The 18,115-nt window shown below is 67.0% G+C and carries 21 protein-coding genes and 1 pseudogene; 13 read left to right on the forward strand and 9 right to left on the reverse strand.

What is annotated here, in order from left to right; translation table 11 throughout:
• On the reverse strand, nucleotides 1-162 hold a 162-nt coding region (locus tag JHD63_RS17115), incomplete at its 3' end, for an IS4/Tn5 family transposase DNA-binding protein (protein ID WP_198972009.1).
• Nucleotides 163-515: 353 nt separating this feature from the next.
• Between JHD63_RS17115 and JHD63_RS24600 the strand changes: the two genes are divergently transcribed.
• The 13 genes from JHD63_RS24600 (at nucleotide 516) to ntrC (ending at nucleotide 11,722) form a co-directional block, all read left to right on the forward strand.
• The gene (locus JHD63_RS24600) at nucleotides 516-791 is read left to right on the forward strand and encodes a DUF3050 domain-containing protein (RefSeq protein WP_255519301.1); all 276 of its coding nucleotides are present in this window, start codon (nucleotides 516-518) and stop codon (nucleotides 789-791) included.
• Nucleotides 683-1,198: a DUF3050 domain-containing protein gene (locus JHD63_RS17120; protein ID WP_255519300.1), complete on the forward strand. Its 516-nt coding sequence runs from the start codon at nucleotides 683-685 to the stop codon at nucleotides 1,196-1,198. Before JHD63_RS24600 ends, JHD63_RS17120 begins: the two co-directional genes overlap by 109 nt.
• The gene (locus JHD63_RS17125) at nucleotides 1,195-1,338 is read left to right on the forward strand and encodes a hypothetical protein (RefSeq protein ID WP_198972010.1); all 144 of its coding nucleotides are present in this window, start codon (nucleotides 1,195-1,197) and stop codon (nucleotides 1,336-1,338) included. The genes JHD63_RS17120 and JHD63_RS17125 overlap by 4 nt, the downstream gene beginning before the upstream one ends.
• Before the next feature lie 41 nt (nucleotides 1,339-1,379).
• A complete protein-coding gene (locus JHD63_RS17130; RefSeq protein ID WP_198972011.1) occupies nucleotides 1,380-2,135 on the forward strand; it encodes a 16S rRNA pseudouridine(516) synthase in 756 nt (251 codons plus the stop codon).
• A 130-nt stretch (nucleotides 2,136-2,265) separates the two neighbouring features.
• The gene (locus tag JHD63_RS17135; RefSeq protein WP_198972012.1) at nucleotides 2,266-3,225 is read left to right on the forward strand and encodes a YVTN family beta-propeller repeat protein; all 960 of its coding nucleotides are present in this window, start codon (nucleotides 2,266-2,268) and stop codon (nucleotides 3,223-3,225) included.
• On the forward strand, nucleotides 3,191-4,060 hold the full coding sequence (locus JHD63_RS17140; protein WP_370590556.1) for a polysaccharide deacetylase family protein: 870 nt from the start codon (nucleotides 3,191-3,193) through the stop codon (nucleotides 4,058-4,060). Before JHD63_RS17135 ends, JHD63_RS17140 begins: the two co-directional genes overlap by 35 nt.
• Nucleotides 4,061-4,065: 5 nt before the next feature.
• Nucleotides 4,066-5,046, forward strand: coding sequence for a sterol desaturase family protein (locus JHD63_RS17145; protein ID WP_198972014.1), 981 nt, complete (start codon nucleotides 4,066-4,068; stop codon nucleotides 5,044-5,046).
• Nucleotides 5,043-5,876 (forward strand): EI24 domain-containing protein, encoded by an 834-nt coding sequence (locus JHD63_RS17150; RefSeq protein WP_370590557.1) that lies wholly within the window; start codon nucleotides 5,043-5,045, stop codon nucleotides 5,874-5,876. The genes JHD63_RS17145 and JHD63_RS17150 overlap by 4 nt, the downstream gene beginning before the upstream one ends.
• A gap of 49 nt (nucleotides 5,877-5,925) precedes the next feature.
• A complete protein-coding gene (locus JHD63_RS17155; RefSeq protein WP_370590558.1) occupies nucleotides 5,926-6,786 on the forward strand; it encodes a competence/damage-inducible protein A in 861 nt (286 codons plus the stop codon).
• A 223-nt stretch (nucleotides 6,787-7,009) separates the two neighbouring features.
• Entirely contained in the window at nucleotides 7,010-8,425 is a 1,416-nt protein-coding gene (gene glnA / locus JHD63_RS17160) for a type I glutamate--ammonia ligase (protein ID WP_198972016.1), read from the forward strand.
• 138 nt (nucleotides 8,426-8,563) lie between these two features.
• The gene (locus tag JHD63_RS17165; RefSeq protein WP_198972017.1) at nucleotides 8,564-9,067 is read left to right on the forward strand and encodes a hypothetical protein; all 504 of its coding nucleotides are present in this window, start codon (nucleotides 8,564-8,566) and stop codon (nucleotides 9,065-9,067) included.
• Nucleotides 9,064-10,146 carry a nitrogen regulation protein NR(II) gene (glnL, locus tag JHD63_RS17170; RefSeq protein WP_198972018.1) on the forward strand — a complete coding sequence of 361 codons (1,083 nt, stop codon included), beginning with the start codon at nucleotides 9,064-9,066 and terminating at the stop codon, nucleotides 10,144-10,146. The genes JHD63_RS17165 and glnL overlap by 4 nt, the downstream gene beginning before the upstream one ends.
• A 37-nt stretch (nucleotides 10,147-10,183) precedes the next feature.
• Complete coding sequence (gene ntrC, locus JHD63_RS17175; RefSeq protein ID WP_198972019.1) at nucleotides 10,184-11,722, forward strand: nitrogen regulation protein NR(I); 1,539 nt, start codon at nucleotides 10,184-10,186, stop codon at nucleotides 11,720-11,722.
• Nucleotides 11,723-11,789: 67 nt separating this feature from the next.
• On the opposite strand, the gene xth is transcribed toward ntrC, so the two are convergent.
• The 8 genes and pseudogenes from xth to JHD63_RS17215 form a co-directional block, all read right to left on the reverse strand.
• Entirely contained in the window at nucleotides 11,790-12,566 is a 777-nt protein-coding gene (gene xth, locus JHD63_RS17180) for an exodeoxyribonuclease III (protein ID WP_198972020.1), read from the reverse strand.
• Between the two features lie 230 nt (nucleotides 12,567-12,796).
• On the reverse strand, nucleotides 12,797-13,090 hold the full coding sequence (locus JHD63_RS17185) for a helix-turn-helix transcriptional regulator (protein WP_370590560.1): 294 nt from the start codon (nucleotides 13,088-13,090) through the stop codon (nucleotides 12,797-12,799).
• A gap of 106 nt (nucleotides 13,091-13,196) precedes the next feature.
• Nucleotides 13,197-13,442 carry a DUF2274 domain-containing protein gene (locus tag JHD63_RS17190; RefSeq protein ID WP_198972022.1) on the reverse strand — a complete coding sequence of 82 codons (246 nt, stop codon included), beginning with the start codon at nucleotides 13,440-13,442 and terminating at the stop codon, nucleotides 13,197-13,199.
• Nucleotides 13,439-14,716 carry a TrbI/VirB10 family protein gene (locus JHD63_RS17195; protein WP_198972023.1) on the reverse strand — a complete coding sequence of 426 codons (1,278 nt, stop codon included), beginning with the start codon at nucleotides 14,714-14,716 and terminating at the stop codon, nucleotides 13,439-13,441. The genes JHD63_RS17190 and JHD63_RS17195 overlap by 4 nt, the downstream gene beginning before the upstream one ends.
• Complete coding sequence (trbG, locus tag JHD63_RS17200; protein WP_198972024.1) at nucleotides 14,713-15,723, reverse strand: P-type conjugative transfer protein TrbG; 1,011 nt, start codon at nucleotides 15,721-15,723, stop codon at nucleotides 14,713-14,715. Before trbG ends, JHD63_RS17195 begins: the two co-directional genes overlap by 4 nt.
• A complete protein-coding gene (gene trbF / locus JHD63_RS17205; RefSeq protein WP_198972025.1) occupies nucleotides 15,720-16,424 on the reverse strand; it encodes a conjugal transfer protein TrbF in 705 nt (234 codons plus the stop codon). The genes trbG and trbF overlap by 4 nt, the downstream gene beginning before the upstream one ends.
• Before the next feature lie 31 nt (nucleotides 16,425-16,455).
• Entirely contained in the window at nucleotides 16,456-17,832 is a 1,377-nt protein-coding gene (trbL, locus tag JHD63_RS17210) for a P-type conjugative transfer protein TrbL (protein ID WP_198972026.1), read from the reverse strand.
• Between the two features lie 83 nt (nucleotides 17,833-17,915).
• Nucleotides 17,916-18,115 (reverse strand): annotated as a pseudogene (locus JHD63_RS17215) (entry exclusion lipoprotein TrbK); the annotation flags it as partial.

An 18,115-nucleotide genomic window follows, 5' to 3' on the forward strand; every position in this document is an offset into this window, starting at 1 on the left:
CAGGAAGCGGTAGGCCGCCTGGGTCTTGGCCCAGCCGCTGCACGCGTTGGGGATGCTCTCGCTGGGCTTGCTGCCCAGGCGCTCGGCCAGCAGCACGGCGCGCGCTCTCAGGCGCTCATCACCCAGATCCAGTGTCCTGAATTCTTCCTGCGCCCAGCTCATCACTACCTGCTTCGTACGTCCTCGGGGACGCTATTGGACATCAGGGGAGATGTGTGTAATGGGATGGCCTATCGGCTTTGCCATGCGTTGCGGTCCTTGTGAATCAGAGTAATCGCCGGCTTGTCGCGACGTTTCTACAATCCTGCCGAACACCTTGTGAGGCAATTCCAGGCAAGAGCTGCGCTGCCATGTATTCCCGTGCTGGTACGTGTGTTGTTCCTCAACTTAAAGGATTGCAAAAAATGAATTTGGTGTACGACGGCTCGCGCGCGCTTCTCGAACAGCGATCCACAGAACTGAAGACGCACTCCATATTTGGACGCGTGCATTCGACGGAGGATCTTCGCTGCTTCATGTCCTGGCATGTGTTTGCCGTGTGGGACTTCATGAGCCTCGTCAAGCGTCTCCAGCACGAATTCACGTCGGTGACCCTGCCTTGGACGCCACCGACCCGTCCGTCCGCTGCGCGCTTACTCAACGACATCGTGCTGGGCGAAGAGAGCGACATTAGCCGGACGGTTTGCACGCCAGCCATTTCGATCTGTATCTGTCCGCGATGCGGGAGGTCGGACCCAGCACTTCGCAGATCGAACACTTCGTTGATCTGGTTCGGTCGAGTATCGCCGTAGACATTGCTCTGCGCATGGTGAAAGCGCCGGAGCCCGTTCAGAAGTTCGTGCTGGCCACGATCGACACCGCCCAGAACGGTTTCGTTTTCGAGGTGCTCGGCAGCTTCCTGTACGGGCGCGAAGATGCCATTCCACAGATGTTCAAGACGCTGCTGGCCGATTGGTCAGTGCCCCGGGAGGAGACGCCCATCTTCGTTTACTACCTGCAGCGTCACATTGATCTCGACGGTGACAGCCATGGCCCAGCGGCGACGCGTCTCGTCAGCGACCTGGCGCAGGGCAATGCGGACAGCCTGGAGCAGATCCGCCGCGCGGGCATCTCGGCCATCGAGCACCGCCTTGCACTCTGGGATGCACTGCAGTCAGAACTGGTGCGCTGCAAAAGCCGGGCCAGCCCATGGGCGTGAATAATCTGCACATCGCGGGCCACGCACGCAGCGAGGGCCTGGTACTGGTGACGAACAATGTGCCGGAATTCGCGCGCGTACCCGCGCTGGAAGTGGAAAGCTGGGTCGGTGCTCCATCGTGCGTCAGCTCGATCCGCTGATGCCCATTTCGTACAGTTGACAGAGAAACTTTGACCCGCGCATGCAACTTCAGGACATTCTTTTCAGCCAGGGCTTCGGCACGCGCCGCGTGTGTACCGGCCTGGTGCAGCAGGGCCACGTGCAGGTCGGTGTGCCGGAGGAGGGCGGCGCCTTGCGGGACTGCGCCGATCCCTGGGCAGAATTCGCGCTGCAGGGGCTGCGCCTGCGCGTGCAGGGGGTGGAGTGGGAGGTGCATGCCAAGGCCTATCTGATGCTGCACAAGCCGGCCGGCACCGAGTGCTCGCAGAAGCCTTCCACCTATCCCAGCATCTATACGCTGCTGCCGTCGCCGCTGCGGCTGCGGCCGAGCAAGGGGGCGGTGCAGGGGGTGCAGGCGATCGGCCGTCTGGACCAGGACACCACCGGCCTGCTGCTGCTCACCGATGACGGCCAGTTCATCCACCGCATGGGCTCGCCCAAGCACCATGTGCCCAAGGTCTACGAGGTGACGACCAAGCACCCGGTGGACGAGTCGCAGGTGGGCAGGCTGCTGGCCGGCGTGGTGCTGGACGACGATCCCAAGCCGGTGCGCGCGGCGGCCTGCGAAGTCGTGGGCGCGGCGGGTGAGTCGCGGCACCTGCGCCTGACCCTGACCGAGGGCAAGTACCACCAGGTCAAGCGCATGCTGGCGGCGGTGGGCAACCGGGTGGAGGCGCTGCACCGTTCGCGCATCGGCGGGCTGGCGCTGCCGGCCGATCTGCCCCCGGGCGGCTGGCGCTGGCTGGGGCCGCAGGAACTGGCGCTGCTCAAGCCCTGACGCTGAGGTTCACCGCGGTGCCGCCGGCTACACTGGGCGGCTATCCGGATTGCAGTGGGGTTTGATGTCTTTCGTTCGTTTTCCAGCGCCTGCGATATGGGCCGTCGTGTTGCTGGCGGGCCTGCTGGCCATGCCTGTCCGTGCGCAGGGGGGGCCGGCCACCGCGGCTGCGGAGCCGGTGCTGCGGCATCCGGTCTTCGTGCTGAATTCGCTCGATGCGGACGTCAGCGTCATCGATCCGGTCAGTTGGACCGAGCTGCGCCGCATTCCGACCGGCAAGGAGCCGCACCATCTCTACCTGACGCCCGACGAGCGCTCGCTGATCGTCGCCAATGCGCTGAGCGATTCGCTGACCTTCCTCGATCCGAAGACGGCCGAGGTGCAGCGCACGGTGCGCGGCATCGTCGATCCGTACCAGCTGCAGTTCTCGCCCGACATGAAGTGGTTCGTGACGGCGGCCAACCGGCTCAACCACGTCGACATCTACCGCTGGGATGGGCAGGAGCTGACGCTGGCCAAGCGCGTGGCCACGGCGCGCACCCCCAGCCACCTGTGGATCGATAGCAAGAGCCGCACGGTGTATTCATCCATGCAGGACAGCGACGAGCTGGTCGCCATCGACCTGCAGACCCAGACCATCAAGTGGCGCACCCGGACCGGGCCGATGCCGGCCGACGTCTTCGTCACGCCGGATGACCGCACGCTGTTCCTGGGCCTGACCGGTGGCGACGGGGTTGAGGTATTCGACATCTCCGGCGCCGAGCCGCGCCTGCTGAAGAAGATCCCGACCGGCAAGGGGGCGCATGCCTTCCGCACCGCGGGCGACGGCCGCCATGTCTACGTGAGCAACCGCGTGGCCAACACGATCAGCAAGATCGACTGGCAGTCGCAGCAGGTGGTGGCCAGCTACCCGGCGCCGGGCGGCCCGGACTGCATGGATGTCTCGGCCGACGGGCGCTACATCCTGGTCACCTCGCGCTGGGCCAGGAAGCTCACCGTGATCGATACCCAGACGCGCCAGGTGGTGCGGCAGGTCAAGGTCGGAAAGTCGCCCCATGGCGTCTGGACGCTGGACCACGCGCGGCGCTGAGCGCCGGCGGCCTGCGGCGCGTCGCGTCGCAGGATGGATGTTTGCTATTGTTTTTATAGCATGTAGCCCAGGTAGTTCCTGGGCTACAGGCCAAAAAGGCTCTGAAAACTGCGGCAAACCGGTGTACCTCACCTTCGATACCGGCCACATGGGCATCGCGCCGCTGGTGGCCGACGTGCTGCGCCGCCATGACGTGAAGGTGACCTTCTTCGCCGCCAACGAGGCGACCCAGGAAGGCGAGGGCAGCCTGGGCCCGCACTGGGCGCCCTGGTGGCGCGCGCGTGCCGCCGAGGGCCATGCCTTTGCCTCGCACACCTACGACCATGCCTATTGGCGGGGCGACATCCCGGCCGACGCCAGCCACCCGCAGCGCTTCCGCATCCGGCCCTCGGCCGGGCCGCAGCAGGGGCGCGACCTGGTGCTGGATGCGGCGGGCTACTGCGCGGAGATCCGCCGCTCGGCCGAGCGCCTGCGCGATCTCACCGGGCAGGCGCCGCTGCCGCTGTTCCGGGCGCCGGGCGGCAAGACCTCGCCGGCGCTGCTGGCGGCCGCGCGCGGTTGCGGCTATGCCCACGTCGGCTGGGCGCCGGCTGGCTTTCTGGGCGACGAGCTGCCCAGCGAGCGCTTCAGCAACCAGGCCCTGCTGGACAAGGCGCTGCGCGACGTCCGGCCCGGCGACATCCTGCTGGCCCACCTGGGCATCTGGTCGCGCAAGGACCCCTGGGCGCCCGCGGTGCTGGAGCCGCTGATCGTCGGGCTGCAGAAAAAGGGCTTCTGCTTTGCAACGCTGCGGCAGCATCCGGACTACCGCGACTGGATTTCCCGACACCCGTGAACATGATGGAATTCCTGACGAACGTTTTCGCCCAGGCCCAGCAGTGGCTGTTCGAAGCCGTGGTGCAGCCGCTGATGTTCGCGCTGGGCCTGGCCAGCCTGCTGGAGGATGGCTACGACGCCACCGGCTGGCTGCTGGTGGGGCTGCTGCAGATCGCGGTGCTGCTGGCCGTGATCGGGCCGCTGCAGCGCTGGCGCCCGGTCGAGCCGGTGCAGGACCGCGCCGCGATCCGGGTCGACATCGCCTACACGCTGCTGCACCGGCTGGGCCTGTTCCGGGTGGGGCTGTTCTTCCTGGCGCAGCCGCTCTTCGACGCGTGGTTCGGCATGCTGCGGGTCCATGGCCTGAGCACCTTCCATCTCGATGAAGTCTGGCCCGGCGTGACCGACCAGCCGCTGCTCAGCCTGCTGCTGTACCTGCTGGCCTTCGACTTCCTGGAGTACTGGATCCACCGCGCCCAGCACCAGTGGAACTGGTGGTGGCAACTGCATGCGCTGCACCATTCGCAGCGGCAGATGACCATGTGGAGCGACAACCGCAACCATCTGCTCGATTCGCTGCTGCACGACTGCATCGTGGTGGTGGTGGCGCAGTTGATCGGCATCGCGCCCGGGCAGTTCGTGGCGGTGGTGGCCATCATGCAGTTGAGCGAGAACTTCCAGCATGCCAACCTGCGCCTGTGGTTCGGGCGCGTGGGCGAGCGGCTGTGGGTCAGCCCGCGTTTCCACCGGCGGCACCACAGCATAGGCATCGGCCATGAGGTGGTGGACCCCGACGGCCGGCGCCGCCTGGGCAGCCGCAACTTCGGCGTGCTCCTGCCCTGGTGGGACATGCTGTTTCGCACCGCCGACTTCACGCTGCGCTACGACCCGACCGGCATCCGCGACCAGGTCGAGCCCGACGCCGCCGGCCGCGTGCGCGACTATGGCCGGGGCTTCTGGGCACAGCAGTGGCTGGGGCTCAAGCGCCTGCTGGGCAGGGGATGAACGGCATGCAGGGCGTGCTCGACGCTTGCCGGCACGCGCTGGCCGACTGCCTGCAGCCCCGCGTGCTGGCGCTGTCGCTGCTGCCGGTGCTGATCATCGTGGCCGGTGCCTGGGGGTTCGGGTATTTCTACTGGGACGGCGCGCTGTCCTGGGCCCATGCCTGGCTGGCCGGCGCCAGCCTGCTGCAAGGCTTCTGGTCCTGGCTGCGCTCGCTGGGCGTGGGCCATGCCGAAGCCGTGCTGGCGCCGCTGCTGCTGGTGCTGGCGATCCTGCCGCTGCTGGTGTTGGCCGCGCTGCTGTTGGTGGCGCTGCTCATGACGCCGGCCCTGCTGGGGCTGGTGGCCGGGCGGCGCTTTCCCGGGCTGGAGCGCCGCCGCGGGGCCTCGTTCGTGCAAAGCCTGCTGTGGTCGGGCGGCACCACGCTGGCGGCGCTGGGGGCGCTGCTGCTGTCGATCCCGCTGTGGCTGGTGCCGCCGCTGATCCTGGTGCTGCCGCCGCTGATCTGGGGCTGGCTCACCTACCGGGTCATGGCGTTCGACGCGCTGGCGGCGCACGCGAGCGCGCAGGAGCGGCGGCAGATCTTCCATCGCCATGGCGGGCGCCTGCTGGCCATCGGCATCGCCTGCGGCTATCTGGGGGCGGCACCGGGCGTGGTGTGGCTGTCGGGGGCCTGGTTCCTGGCCTTGCTGCTGCCGCTCACCCTGCTGGCGGTCTGGATCTACACCATGGTGTTCGCGTTCTCCGCGCTGTGGTTCCTGCACTACTGCCTGGCCGCGCTGCAGGCGCTGCGCGCCGGGGACGCGCCCGCATTGCCGCGCGGGCCTGGGTAGCGGCTACCATGGGGGGATGACTCTTCCCACGACCCCGCCCAGCGTTCCCGTGCCTCATGCACTGCCGCACCCGCCGCGCCCGGTGCTGGAAGGGCCGCCGGTGTTCGGCCTGATCATCGTCGGCGACGAGATCCTGTCGGGCAAGCGGGCCGACAAGCACATGCCCAGGCTGATCGAACTCCTGGGTGCGCGCGGCCTGCAGTTGTCCTGGGCGGAATACGTGGGCGATGCGCCCGACCGCATCACCGCCACCCTGGCGCGCGCCTTTTCCACCGCGGACGTGGTGTTTTCCTGCGGCGGCATCGGCGCCACGCCGGACGACCACACGCGCCAGTGCGCCGCGCGCGCGCTGGGCGAACCGCTGCGGCTGCACCCGCAGGCCGAGGCGCTGATCCGCGAGCGCATGCAGGACACCGCGCGCGAGCAGGGCCTGCCTTACGAGCCGGACCGGCAGGACAACGTGCATCGCCTGAACATGGGCGTGTTTCCCGAGCATGCCAGGATCATCCCCAATCCCTACAACAAGATCCCGGGCTTCAGTTGCCACGGCCCGGGCGGAGGCAGCGTGCATTTCGTGCCGGGTTTTCCGGTGATGGCCTGGCCCATGATGGAGTGGGTGCTGGACCAGCACTACAGCCATCTGCACCAGCGGCATGCGCAGCAGGAGCGCTCCGTGGTGATCTTCGGCTCGATGGAGGCAACGCTCACGCCGCTGATGGAGCGGATCGAGGCGCAGTACCCGGCGGTCAAGGTCTTCAGCCTGCCGAGCGTGGACCATGCCGAATACGGGCGCCACATCGAGCTGGGCGTGAAAGGGCCGCGGGACGCGGTGGAGCCCGCCTATGCCGAACTGCTGCAGGGGGTGAAGGGCTTCGATCTGAAGTTGGGCCCCGAACTGGTGCGCCCGTGATGCACTGTCGTGGTGCGGTCCATATGTGCACCAATGGTGTGCAAGCGCTCGACTGTCTCGGCCCAAGCGCGGGCGGGCGAGGGCAGGGCGCTCAAAACCCCTGTCGCGGCAAGGCAGAATAGCGAGCTGCACAGACACTCGCCATGCACCACGTTTGGCACAGAAACTGCATTCCCGCATCCTGTCGCATTTTGTTCAACGCGCATTCAACTGGAGATTCCTGATGGCTAAGACCGTCGCAGACGTGATGAAGATGGTGAAGGAAAACGAGGTCAAGTTTGTCGACTTCCGCTTCACCGACACCCGTGGCAAGGAGCAGCACGTCACCGTGCCCGTGTCGCACTTCGACGAAGACAAGTTCACGTCGGGCCATGCATTCGACGGCTCCTCCATCGCCGGCTGGAAGGGCATCGAGGCTTCGGACATGCTGCTCATGCCCGATCCGAACACGGCCAATCTCGACCCCTTCTTCGAAGAGCCCACCCTGCTGCTGTCCTGCGACGTGCTGGAGCCCGGCGACGGCAAGGCCTACGACCGCGACCCGCGCTCCATCGCCAAGCGCGCGGAGGCCTACCTGAAGGCCTCCGGCCTGGGCGACACCGCCTTCTTCGGTCCGGAGCCCGAATTCTTCATCTTCGACGGCATCCGCTGGGGCAACGACATGTCCGGCTGCTTCTACAAGATCGAAGAGTACGAAGCGCCCTGGAACACCGGCGCCAAGATAGAGGGCGGCAACAAGGGCCACCGCCCGACCGTCAAGGGCGGCTACTTCCCGGTGCCTCCTGTCGACAGCACGCAGGACATGCGCGCCGAGATGTCCCTGATCCTCGAATCCCTGGGCATTCCGGTCGAAGTGTTCCACCACGAAGTGGCGGGCGCCGGCCAGAACGAGATCGGCACCAAGTTCAGCACCCTGGTGCAGCGCGCCGACTGGACCCAGTTGCTGAAGTACGTGGTGCAGAACGTGGCCCACGCCTACGGCAAGACGGCCACCTTCATGCCCAAGCCCGTGGTCGGCGACAACGGCTCCGGCATGCACGTCCACCAGTCCATCTGGAAGGACGGCAAGAACCTGTTCGCCGGTGACGGCTACGCGGGACTCTCGGAATACGCGCTGCACTACATCGGCGGCATCATCAAGCACGCCCGTGCCCTGAACGCCATCACCAACCCCGGCACCAACAGCTACAAGCGCCTGGTGCCCGGCTTCGAAGCCCCGGTGAAGCTGGCCTACTCGGCCAAGAACCGCTCGGCCTCGATCCGCATCCCGTATGTGGCCAACCCCAAGGGCCGCCGCATCGAGGCGCGTTTCCCCGATCCGCTGTCCAACCCGTACCTGTGCTTCTCGGCCCTGATGATGGCCGGCCTCGACGGCGTGGAAAACAAGATCGATCCGGGCGAAGCCGCGACCAAGGATCTCTACCACCTCCCGCCCGAGGAAGACGCGCTGGTGCCGACCGTCTGCCACAGCCTGGACCAGGCGCTGGAGTATCTGGACAAGGACCGTGCCTTCCTGACCAAGGGCGGCGTGTTCACCGACACCATGCTCGACGCCTACATCGAGCTGAAGATGGGCGAAGTCACGCGCCTGCGCATGGCCACCCACCCGGTCGAGTACGACATGTACTACTCGCTGTAATCCTGCCTCCGGCAGGGTTCGCAAGGCGGCTTCGGCCGCCTTTTTCTTTGCCGCGGGGCTTTGGAGCGTGCCAACGGGGATTTGCACGATACTGGCGGCCTTCTCCGGCAAGGGCCCAGGCCCTCCAGCAGATACTGCATGACACACCCTTTTCTCGTTTCCCTCGTCGCTGCCGCGGCGGTGCTGGCGGCTCTTCCGGCCGTGGCCCAGGACCGCATCTACCGCTGCGGCAACGAATACACCAACAACGCCGCGAGCGCCAAGCAGCGCGGCTGCAAGCTGGTCGACGGGGGCAACATCACCATCATCCAGGGCACGCGCCCGGCACCGGCGGGCGGCGGTGGCGGCGGCGGCGTGGTGACGGCGCCGCCCAATGCGCCGCGCGTCGACGTGTCCGAGCAGCGTGCCCGCGACTCCGACGCACGCGCGATCCTGGAGGGCGAGTTGCGCCGCGCCGAGGCGCGCCAGATGGACCTGGTGCGCCAGTACAACAACGGCCAGCCGGCGCGGCTGCCCTCCGAGGCGGGCGATGAGGCGCGCTACCGCGAGCGCGTGGCCGACCTGAAGGCCAGCGTGGCGCGCAACGAGGCCGACATCGCCGGCATCAAGCGCGAGATCGCGAGGCTGCCGTCGTCACGATGAGCCTGCGCCTGCCGGGAGTTCCCAAGCTCGTTTCGCGCTACAGGGCCTTCGACCTGCTGGCCACGCTGGTCGCGGTGGTGCGCACCGACGGCTCGGTCATCTTCGCCAATGCGGCGCTGGAAGATGCCATTGGCATCTCGCGCCGGACCATCCAGGGCACGCCCTTCGGCGACTTCTTCACCGAACCGCAGATCCTGCGCAGCGCCCTCGAAGGGGCGGCCGACAACGCCTTCTCGGCGCTGCGCTACGAGGCCCTGGTGCGGCGCGCCAACCAGGAAACCTTCCCGGTCCACGTGATCGTGGCGCAGACCGAGCGGCGCGGCGAGACCATCGTCGAGCTGCTGCCGCTGGAGCTGCAGGCCAAGCAGGACCGCGAGGAGCGGCTGATCGACCAGGCCCAGGCCAACAAGGAACTGATCCGCAACCTGGCCCATGAAATCAAGAACCCGCTGGGCGGCATCCGCGGCGCCGCGCAACTGCTGCAGATGGAGATCGAGTCGCGCGACCTGATCGAATACACGCAGGTCATCATCCACGAGGCCGACCGGCTGCAGACCCTGGTGGACCGCCTGCTGGCGCCGCACCGCCGCCCGCACGTGGTGGGCGACGTCAACATCCACGAGGTCTGCGAGCGCGTGCGCTCGCTGATCATGGCCGAGTTCCCGCGCGGGCTGCGGGTGGTGCGCGACTACGACATCTCGATCCCGGAGTTCCGCGGCGACCGCGAGCAGCTGATCCAGGCCGTGCTCAACATCACGCACAACGCGGCGCAGGCCCTGGCCGAGCGCATCGCCGAGGGCGATGCCGAGATCACGCTGCGCTCGCGCATCGCGCGCCAGATCACCTTTGGCAAGCAGCGCTACCGACTGGCACTGGAATTGCATGTCATCGACAACGGGCCCGGCGTGCCGGACTCGATCAAGGACCGCATCTTCTATCCGCTCGTGTCGGGCCGGGAGGGGGGCTCCGGCCTGGGGCTGACGCTGGCGCAGACTTTCGTCCAGCAGCACCATGGCCTGATCGAGTGCGACAGCGTCCCGGGGAGGACGGATTTCAAATTGTTGATCCCGTTGCCCTGACCATCGATAACGAACCGACCTGAGGTACGCGCAAGACATGAAGCCGATCTGGATAGTAGATGACGACCAATCCATCCGCTTCGTGCTGGAGAAGGCGCTGCTGCGCGAGGACCTGCCCACCCGCAGCTTCACCAACCCGCGTGAAGTGCTCGCGGCGCTGGAGGAAGCCCAGGACGACGATCCGGACAGCCAGGGCCCGCAGGTGCTGGTGAGCGACATCCGCATGCCCGGGGGCTCGGGCCTCGATCTGCTGGAGAAGGTCAAGGAGAAGCTGCCGGGCCTGCCGGTCATCATCATGACCGCGTTCTCCGACCTGGACAGCGCCGTCTCGGCCTTCCAGGGCGGCGCCTTCGAGTACCTGCCCAAGCCCTTCGACCTGCCCAAGGCGGTGGAGCTGATCCGCCGCGCCGTCGAAGAAAGCCAGCGCGAGGAAGTGGCCGAGGAGCGCATGGCCGCCGCGCCCGAGATGCTGGGCCAGGCGCCGGCCATGCAGGACGTGTTCCGCGCCATCGGCCGCCTCTCGCAGAGCAACGTCACGGTGATGATCACCGGCGAGTCCGGCTCGGGCAAGGAGCTGGTCGCACGCGCGCTGCACAAGCACTCGCCGCGCGCCAACGGGCCATTCGTCGCCATCAACACCGCCGCCATCCCGAAGGACCTGCTGGAGTCCGAGCTGTTCGGCCATGAGCGCGGCGCCTTCACCGGCGCGCAGACCATGCGCCGCGGCCGCTTCGAGCAGGCCGAGGGCGGCACGCTGTTCCTCGACGAAATCGGCGACATGCCCTTCGACCTGCAGACGCGCCTGCTGCGCGTGCTGTCGGACGGGCACTTCTACCGCGTCGGCGGCCACAACGCGGTCAAGGCCAACGTGCGCGTGATCGCCGCCACCCACCAGGACCTGGAGCAGCGCGTGAAGGACGGCGTGTTCCGCGAAGACCTGTTCCACCGCCTCAACGTCATCCGCCTGCGCCTGCCGGCGCTGCGCGAGCGGCGCGAAGACGTGCCCATGCTCACGCGGCATTTCCTGCAGCAGAGCGCCAAGCAGCTCGGCGTCGAGCCCAAGCGCATCGCCGATGCCGCGCTGGCCAGGCTCAGCGGCTTTGGCTTCCCGGGCAACGTGCGGCAACTGGAGAACATCTGCCACTGGCTGACCGTCATGGCGCCGGCCCAGGTGATCGAGCCCAAGGACCTGCCGCCCGAGGTCTGGGGTACCGAGTTCCAGGCCCAGCCCGCGCCGCCGCCGATGCCGGCGGCACCGGCGCCGAGCCTGCCCGCGCCCGCGCTGGCGGAGGTCGCCGGCAGCCCCATGCCGGCCGGCGAGGCGGGCATGCCCTTGGTCGCGGACGCCGTGCCCGCGGGCAGCCGTGGCTGGGAGCAGGGGCTCGAGGCCGAGGCGCTGGCCTTGCTTGGCGAAGGGCGCCACGACGTGTGGGACGAACTCTCGCGCCGCTTCGAGTCGCGCCTGATCCTCACCGCGCTGGCCAGCACGCGCGGGCGCCGCATCGAGGCCGCGCAGAAGCTCGGCATCGGCCGCAACACCATCACCCGCAAGATCCAGGAATTGGGCCTGGAATAGCCGGAATCTTGATGAAATATGCCTGAAGCCCAGGTATATCCTGGGCTTATAGCTATCAAATATATAGCTAAATGGTTTCCAGCAGCACCGGAGCATGGTCGCTCGGCTGTGGGTTCTTGCGCGGTGCGCGGTCGATGCGGCACGCCGTCACCCGCGGTCTGAGGGCCTCGCTCACCAGAATGTGGTCGATGCGCAGGCCGCGGTTCTTCTGGAAGCCCAGCATGCGGTAGTCCCACCACGAGAAGCTCTTCTCCGGCTGCTCGAACATGCGGAAGGCATCGGTCAGGCCCAGATCCAGCAGCGCGCGGAAATGCGCGCGCTCCTCGCTGGTGTGGTGGATGGTCTCGCGCAGGCCTTCGGGGTCGAAGCTGTCGCGGTCCTCGGGCGCCACGTTGAAATCGCCCAGCAGCACCAGCCGCGGGTGCGTCGCCAGTTCCGCCTGGACCTGCGCGTGCAGCGCGTCCAGCCACTTCATCTTGTAGGCGAACTTGTCGCTGCCCGGCGCCTGGCCGTTGACGAAATAGCAGTTGATCACGCGCAGCGGCCCATCGGGCGTCCGCACCGTCGCCGCGATCACGCGCGACTGCGGGTCGTCAAAGCCCGTGATGTTGCGCGCCACGTCCGACAGCGGCGCCAGGCTCAGGATGGCCACGCCGTTGTAGGTCTTCTGGCCGAACACAGCGCTGTGGTAGCCGGCCGACTGCAGCACCTCGAGCGGAAACTTGTCGTCGGTGAGCTTGAGCTCCTGCAGGCACAGCAGGTCCACCGGATTGGCGATCAGCCAGTCCAGCACCTGCGGCAGGCGGACGGCGAGGGAGTTGACGTTCCAGGTGGCAATTTTCATAAACTTCTTATTTACTTGATTTTAAATAATTTCTAAATCCGTCTTCAGGATGAGGCCCCCAAGAAGGCCCCCAAATGAAAACGCTGCAACGGCCTGCTCGCATCCCGCAGACCATTGTCAAAATGGCTTTCCGGAACGTGGGGCATGCTGATGACGCAGCCAGACGAGTACCTGCATTTTGAGGGTGCGGGCACCAAGCATCGCGAGTCGATGGACTTGGCGCACTGCGATCAACGGTCGGTTGGGCGGTCGCCGTTCCAACCAGTGGACCTGTAGCCTTGCGGGTCGTTGATCCATCGCTGGAGGTCGGAAGGAGACCATCCGCAGGCACGGCCTCCAAGATGAACAGGGGGCGGAAACCTGCCTTCCGCAATGCGCCTGTATACGGTGGCTCTGCTCAGCGCAGTGATGCGAACCACGTCGGCCATTCTGAAAAAGGCCGGAGTAGGGAGGAGGGGACGCGTGAGCGGTTGGCTCGCTTCGCAGGCCACATGAGACATCGTGAATCCTCTTGGCATGGTCATGCGTCGAGGATGAAGCAGGTCGTGTTTCGCAAACACTCGACGCAGCGTACGCCGGCTAGCCCCGGCGTAGAGGCCGACGATTCTCTTGAAAAAATCCCTGGCCGATTCAATCAGCCTTGGGCTTTGCCGCCGCGATCAACATGGTCCTGAAGCCCCGATCACGCGCCATGAACGCCGCAAGCATGTGCGGCACCAGCGTTGAGGCATCCACTGGGGCCTGATGCACCCTGCTGTGCATTTCAGCGTAGGCATCCAGTTGCGCTCTCAACTCGGCTGACACCGTGATTGTCAGCTTTACAGCGTCCGGCTTCGGGATGGGACCCAAACTCAATCGAAGACCGGCCCGGCTCATCGTCGCGCTCCCGCCTGGAAGAACAACGGCTGGTAAGGCTTGAGCACAAGGTCCCTGGCTACCAGCACCCGCATCGGCAACCCCGGCCTGGCAGTGAGCGTCGGCTGGATGTTCATGTTCCGCCGCGTCATCTCCTGCCCGACCTGGTTCACGCTGTCCTGCAGGCTCTCGCGCCCTGCAATCACGATGCGGTCGCCCTCCTGCCGGTTCTCCGGTGCGGCCAGTTCGGCGCCGATCCCGAGCAGCGTGGTCAGCGCCGCCCCCGCAAAGATCCGGTCCCAATGCCAGTCCACGCCATCCTCCAACCCAGCACGCCCGGCCGGATCGGTCCCTACCAGACTGTCCAGCGTGATCGATGAGGTATCGGGCAGGATGATCCGGTTCCACACCACCTGCACCCGGCTCTGTCCGTAGCTCACCTGGCTGTTGTACTTACCCAAGATGCGCGAGCCCTGCGGGATCAACAGATGGCGGCCTGTAGCCGTGTCATAGACCGGCTCCGTCACCGTGGCGATCACGTCGCCCGGCAGGTCCGACTGGATGCCCGTCACCAGCGCACCCGCGATCACCGTGCCGGCCATCACCTGGTACGGCGAGGCTGGCGGCTTCAACGCGCCGGAATTGCGGGTATCCGTAGATCCGGCTTTCAGGAAAGCCTCTTTCTGCTCCTGACGGTTCTGCGCTGTCGTAGCATCCGAGGCCTGTGCCGCCGTCGATGCCACGCCAGGCCCCATCGGGTTGAACGCGGTCAGGCTGGAAGCCGCCGTTGCGGCCGGTATCTTGGTGGCTGCCGCCGGTGCGGCCGCACGCTGCCCGCTCGACCGAAAGAACACCGATGAACCCATCGCCTGCTCGGCCTCCTTGCGCAGCGCATCGCGCTCGGCCTGCGCCGGATCGTGGCCCGGTGCCGCATAGGCGCCGACTGCGGGCTGCTGCGACTTCACCATGGCCGGCCCCAGGTCGCCCGGCAGCGGCGGCCCCAACTCCGGGACTGGTGCTACAGCGGGCGGCAGCTTGGAGTAATCCGCCGGCAACTGACTCAACCCGTCGGGCTTCGACACCCGGTCCACGTTGTACAGCTCTGCCGGCGTGTCCTTGCTTCGCGTGGCGGGCCGCAACGACCAGATCGTGGCACCGAGCACCGAAGCTGCCAGCCCACCGACCACCATTGCCAACATGCGCCGATTGAGCCTCGTCACAGCCGGAGGCCGGGCACGCAGCGCCACGGCTTCCGGCGGCAGCTTGGCGGCCCCAGCGCTTTGCTCCGCGCTCATGACCCGCTCCCCCGCGTCACTCCGTCGGTGCGCTCGACGCGCACCACGTCCCCCTTGTCGGCGCCGAGCCGCAGTTCCGCTGCACCGAACAACCTATCGACGATGTAGTACGGCGCCCGGAATCGATAGTTCACCAGTTGCCCATCGCCCTGTGCGCCGATCACGAACAGCGGCGGCAGTTCGCCCTGCGCGATGCCGGCCGGGAACTGGATGTAGACCTTCTCGCCATCGTCGAAAGCCCGCAGCGGTTTCCATGGTGCAGCGCTGCCGGTGATTGCGTAGCGGAAGCGGATTTTCTCTAGAGACAGCCCGGAATCGATAGGCGCGGCAGCGCTCGCCGCCTGCGCCTGACGCTGCAGGGCCAGCATACGGTCCTTCGGATAGTCCCAGGACACCGAGGCCATCCAGGCCTTCTCGGTCGAGGTCAGCTCAATCAGGTAGGTGCGTCGGCTGGTCGTGATGACCAGGTTGGTCTTCAACCCTGAACGGATCGGCTTGACCAGAACGCTCACGCGCAGTGCCTCACCTGCGCCGCTGGACGTGTCCCCGACGATCCAGCGCACAGTGTCGCCCGCAGCCACAGTCACTAGTTCCTCGCCCGCCTGCAGAGCAATCGCCGTCACGCGTCCCGGTGCTGCATAGACCTGGTACAGCGCGCCATCGCTGAAGGGCCACACCTGGATCGCGTTGACATATCCCTCGCGCGTCGGCGCCACGCGGGCCTCCTCATTGGCGCGCGACACGCGCAGCTTCTCGTCGGTGGGCTCCGGCGGAGATGCCGGCGTGTCCATCGCGGGCAATGGCTTCAATTGCGCAGGCAGCGCCAGCGGCTCCGGTACCGCAACCACCTCGATGGGCTTGGGTGCTTCGGGCAGCGGCTGGGCCTGAACAGCCACAGGCTCATCCAGCGAGATCACCGGCGGCGGCTTGCCCTGCGAGGCGCAGCCGCCGAGGATGAGCGCGGCCATCACGGCCACGAATACGGAAGTACGGAAACGAACATTCATGGTTTTGCTCCCTGGCTGGCGTCGAGCTCCCGGCTCCACGACAGCCCGTTGATGTAGATACCGAGCGGGTTCTTGCGCAGCCGCTCCTCGCTGCGTGGTGTCTGCAGCACGATGGACAACACCGCTGTCCAGTGCTGCAAGCCTGCAGCCGCACCATTGACATACCGCCGCTCCGTCCAGCGCACCTGGAATGAGCTGTCGCTGGCCCGCACGATGCTGTTGACCTGCACCGTGACGGTCTCCTGCCCGATGCGCGAGAACGGATCGGTCACGCGCGCGTAGTCGTTCAGGGTGGCTGCACCGCGGTCGGTCGTGTAGTCGTAAGCGTCGAGCCAGTTCTGACGAACCACGATGGGATCGACGGAGAGGGACCGCACCAGCGTGACGAAGCGCGCCAAGTGGTGCGCCACCTGCGCATCGCTGGGCTTGTAGGGCGTGGCAGCTTCGCCCACAGCCCGCACCTGCCCGGCCTGGTCCACCTCGATGACGTAGGGCGTGACGATGGACTGCGCGGAACGCCAGACCAGCCCCGCGCCCATGAGGACCGCCAGGCTGAGGCAGCCGAAGGCCATCAGCCGCCAGTTCTTCGCCTGCACGCGGGCGGAGCCGATGCGCTCGTCCCAGACCTGGGCGGCGGATTGATAAGCGGTGGCGGGCTGCGGCGTGTCGCCATAGCGCACCAGGGGGCGTTTGAATCGCATGGGATCTCCAATGGAATGAATCTCAGGAAAGTCAGGAAGAGGAGTCGTCGCGCAAGCTGGGGCCGGAGCCACCGCCGCCGTGGTCGCCCGAGCGCAGAACGTGCGCGGTCGTCGAAGCCGCATGGCTGATCTGCTGCCTGCGGCGCATGCGTTGCGCCCACGCAGGTTCGGATGCTGGCCCCACAGCCGCACCGGCATCCGCCGATGCGGCAGACGCGGAAGCAGCCGCCGGAGCCGCTGCTTCCGCCACGAAGCCGGCCGCCCGGTCCTTCATCGCCTTGGCGCCTGCCGCGATGCGTTGCCCAGCCGCGCTGGCACCTGTCTTCGCGACGTTGGCAACGCCGGCACCCGCAGCGCGAAGCGGCCCGCCGCTGGATGCCGAGGCCCCGGCCTGGTACGCGCTCTTGGCACCGCCGGCCAGCGAGGATGCAGAACGGGCAGCAGCGGCACTGCCACCGATGGCAGCCCGCGCGGCACCGGGCACCATGCGCGCACCGGCGGCGACCGCCGAGCCGGCACCCACCGTAGCCGCGCCGCCAGCCACGGCAAGGCCTGCCGCACCCATGGCGGTTCCCGCCGCCGCGCCCGCCCCGAGTTGCGGCGCCCCGGACACCAGCCCGGTCGCGATCCCCGGCCCGAAGATGCCCAGGCCCAGCATCGCGAGCGACGCCAGCATGATGACCAGTGCATGGTCGATGCTCGGATCGGCGCCGGGCGGCACCGTGAACTCCGAGAACAGCCCGGAGCCGATCCCGACGATCACGGCCAGCACCAGCACCTTGATGCCCGAGGACATCACGTTGCCCAGTACCTTCTCCGCGAGGAAACTGGTCTTGTTCCACAGCGCGAAGGGCACGAGCACGAAGCCCGCCAGCGTCGTCAGCTTGAACTCGATCAGCGTGACGAAGAGCTGAACCGCCAGCACGAAGAACGCGACGATCAGCACCAGCCAGGCGAGGAAGAGCACGGCGATGGTGTCCAGATGGGCGAACACCTCCGGGAATCCCGTCATGCCGCTGATCTGCTCCATGATCGGGCGGCCGGCATCGATGCCGACCTTGGCAAGCTGGCCCGGCTGCAGCAGTTGCGCCTGGCTCATGCCGGAACCCGAGGCTGTGAGACCCAGTCCGGCGAAGGACCGGAACACGATCCCCGCCAGGCTGTTGAAGTTGCCGATGATGTAGGCGAAGGCACCGACGTACAGGACCTTCTTGATCAGCTTGGCGATCACGTCATCGCCCTGGCCCGAGGCATGGCTCATGGCCCAGAAGAGACCCGCGAGCGTCATGTCGATCGCGATGAGCGTGGCCGTCAGGAATGCCACTTCCCCGCGCAGCAGCCCGAACCCCGAATCGATGTAGCGCGAGAAGACGTCGAGGAAGCGGTCCAGAACCGCCACGTCGTTCACGGCAGGTCCTTCGGCGTGGATGGCACGGACGCTGCGGGCGGTGCGGCACGCGCCTTGGCCGCTTCCCCCTGCCAGAACCCGCCCGGCGGCGATGCGGGCGGCGTGTACTTCGGCCCGCCGCTGCCGAAGAAGCGCCGGCGAGTGGCCTCCGCCACCGCGTTGCACTGCGCATCGCCGACCTTGGCGTGGTCGGCCTTGCACGCCTGCCGTAGTGCTTTCAGGCGCTCCGGGTTCGCCACCAGCGATTCGACGGTTTCGATGGGGGCGGGCTTGCCACAGGCGG

Origin of the sequence: Xylophilus sp. ASV27 (assembly GCF_016428875.1) — a bacterium.
GTDB lineage: Bacteria > Pseudomonadota > Gammaproteobacteria > Burkholderiales > Burkholderiaceae_C > Xylophilus.

Coding starts and splice junctions, on each gene's coding strand:
- JHD63_RS17130 (WP_198972011.1), top strand. CDS start 1,380: ATGCAACTTCAGGACATTCTTTTCAGCCAGGGCTTCGGCACGCGCCGC.
- glnL (WP_198972018.1), top strand. CDS start 9,064: ATGAGCCTGCGCCTGCCGGGAGTTCCCAAGCTCGTTTCGCGCTACAGG.
- JHD63_RS17195 (WP_198972023.1), bottom strand. CDS start 14,716: ATGAGCGCGGAGCAAAGCGCTGGGGCCGCCAAGCTGCCGCCGGAAGCC.
- JHD63_RS17135 (WP_198972012.1), top strand. CDS start 2,266: ATGCCTGTCCGTGCGCAGGGGGGGCCGGCCACCGCGGCTGCGGAGCCG.
- JHD63_RS17140 (WP_370590556.1), top strand. CDS start 3,191: ATGGCGTCTGGACGCTGGACCACGCGCGGCGCTGAGCGCCGGCGGCCT.
- trbF (WP_198972025.1), bottom strand. CDS start 16,424: ATGCGATTCAAACGCCCCCTGGTGCGCTATGGCGACACGCCGCAGCCC.
- ntrC (WP_198972019.1), top strand. CDS start 10,184: ATGAAGCCGATCTGGATAGTAGATGACGACCAATCCATCCGCTTCGTG.
- JHD63_RS24600 (WP_255519301.1), top strand. CDS start 516: ATGTCCTGGCATGTGTTTGCCGTGTGGGACTTCATGAGCCTCGTCAAG.
- JHD63_RS17165 (WP_198972017.1), top strand. CDS start 8,564: ATGACACACCCTTTTCTCGTTTCCCTCGTCGCTGCCGCGGCGGTGCTG.
- JHD63_RS17185 (WP_370590560.1), bottom strand. CDS start 13,090: ATGACCATGCCAAGAGGATTCACGATGTCTCATGTGGCCTGCGAAGCG.
- trbG (WP_198972024.1), bottom strand. CDS start 15,723: ATGAATGTTCGTTTCCGTACTTCCGTATTCGTGGCCGTGATGGCCGCG.
- JHD63_RS17145 (WP_198972014.1), top strand. CDS start 4,066: ATGGAATTCCTGACGAACGTTTTCGCCCAGGCCCAGCAGTGGCTGTTC.
- JHD63_RS17190 (WP_198972022.1), bottom strand. CDS start 13,442: ATGAGCCGGGCCGGTCTTCGATTGAGTTTGGGTCCCATCCCGAAGCCG.
- glnA (WP_198972016.1), top strand. CDS start 7,010: ATGGCTAAGACCGTCGCAGACGTGATGAAGATGGTGAAGGAAAACGAG.
- xth (WP_198972020.1), bottom strand. CDS start 12,566: ATGAAAATTGCCACCTGGAACGTCAACTCCCTCGCCGTCCGCCTGCCG.
- JHD63_RS17150 (WP_370590557.1), top strand. CDS start 5,043: ATGAACGGCATGCAGGGCGTGCTCGACGCTTGCCGGCACGCGCTGGCC.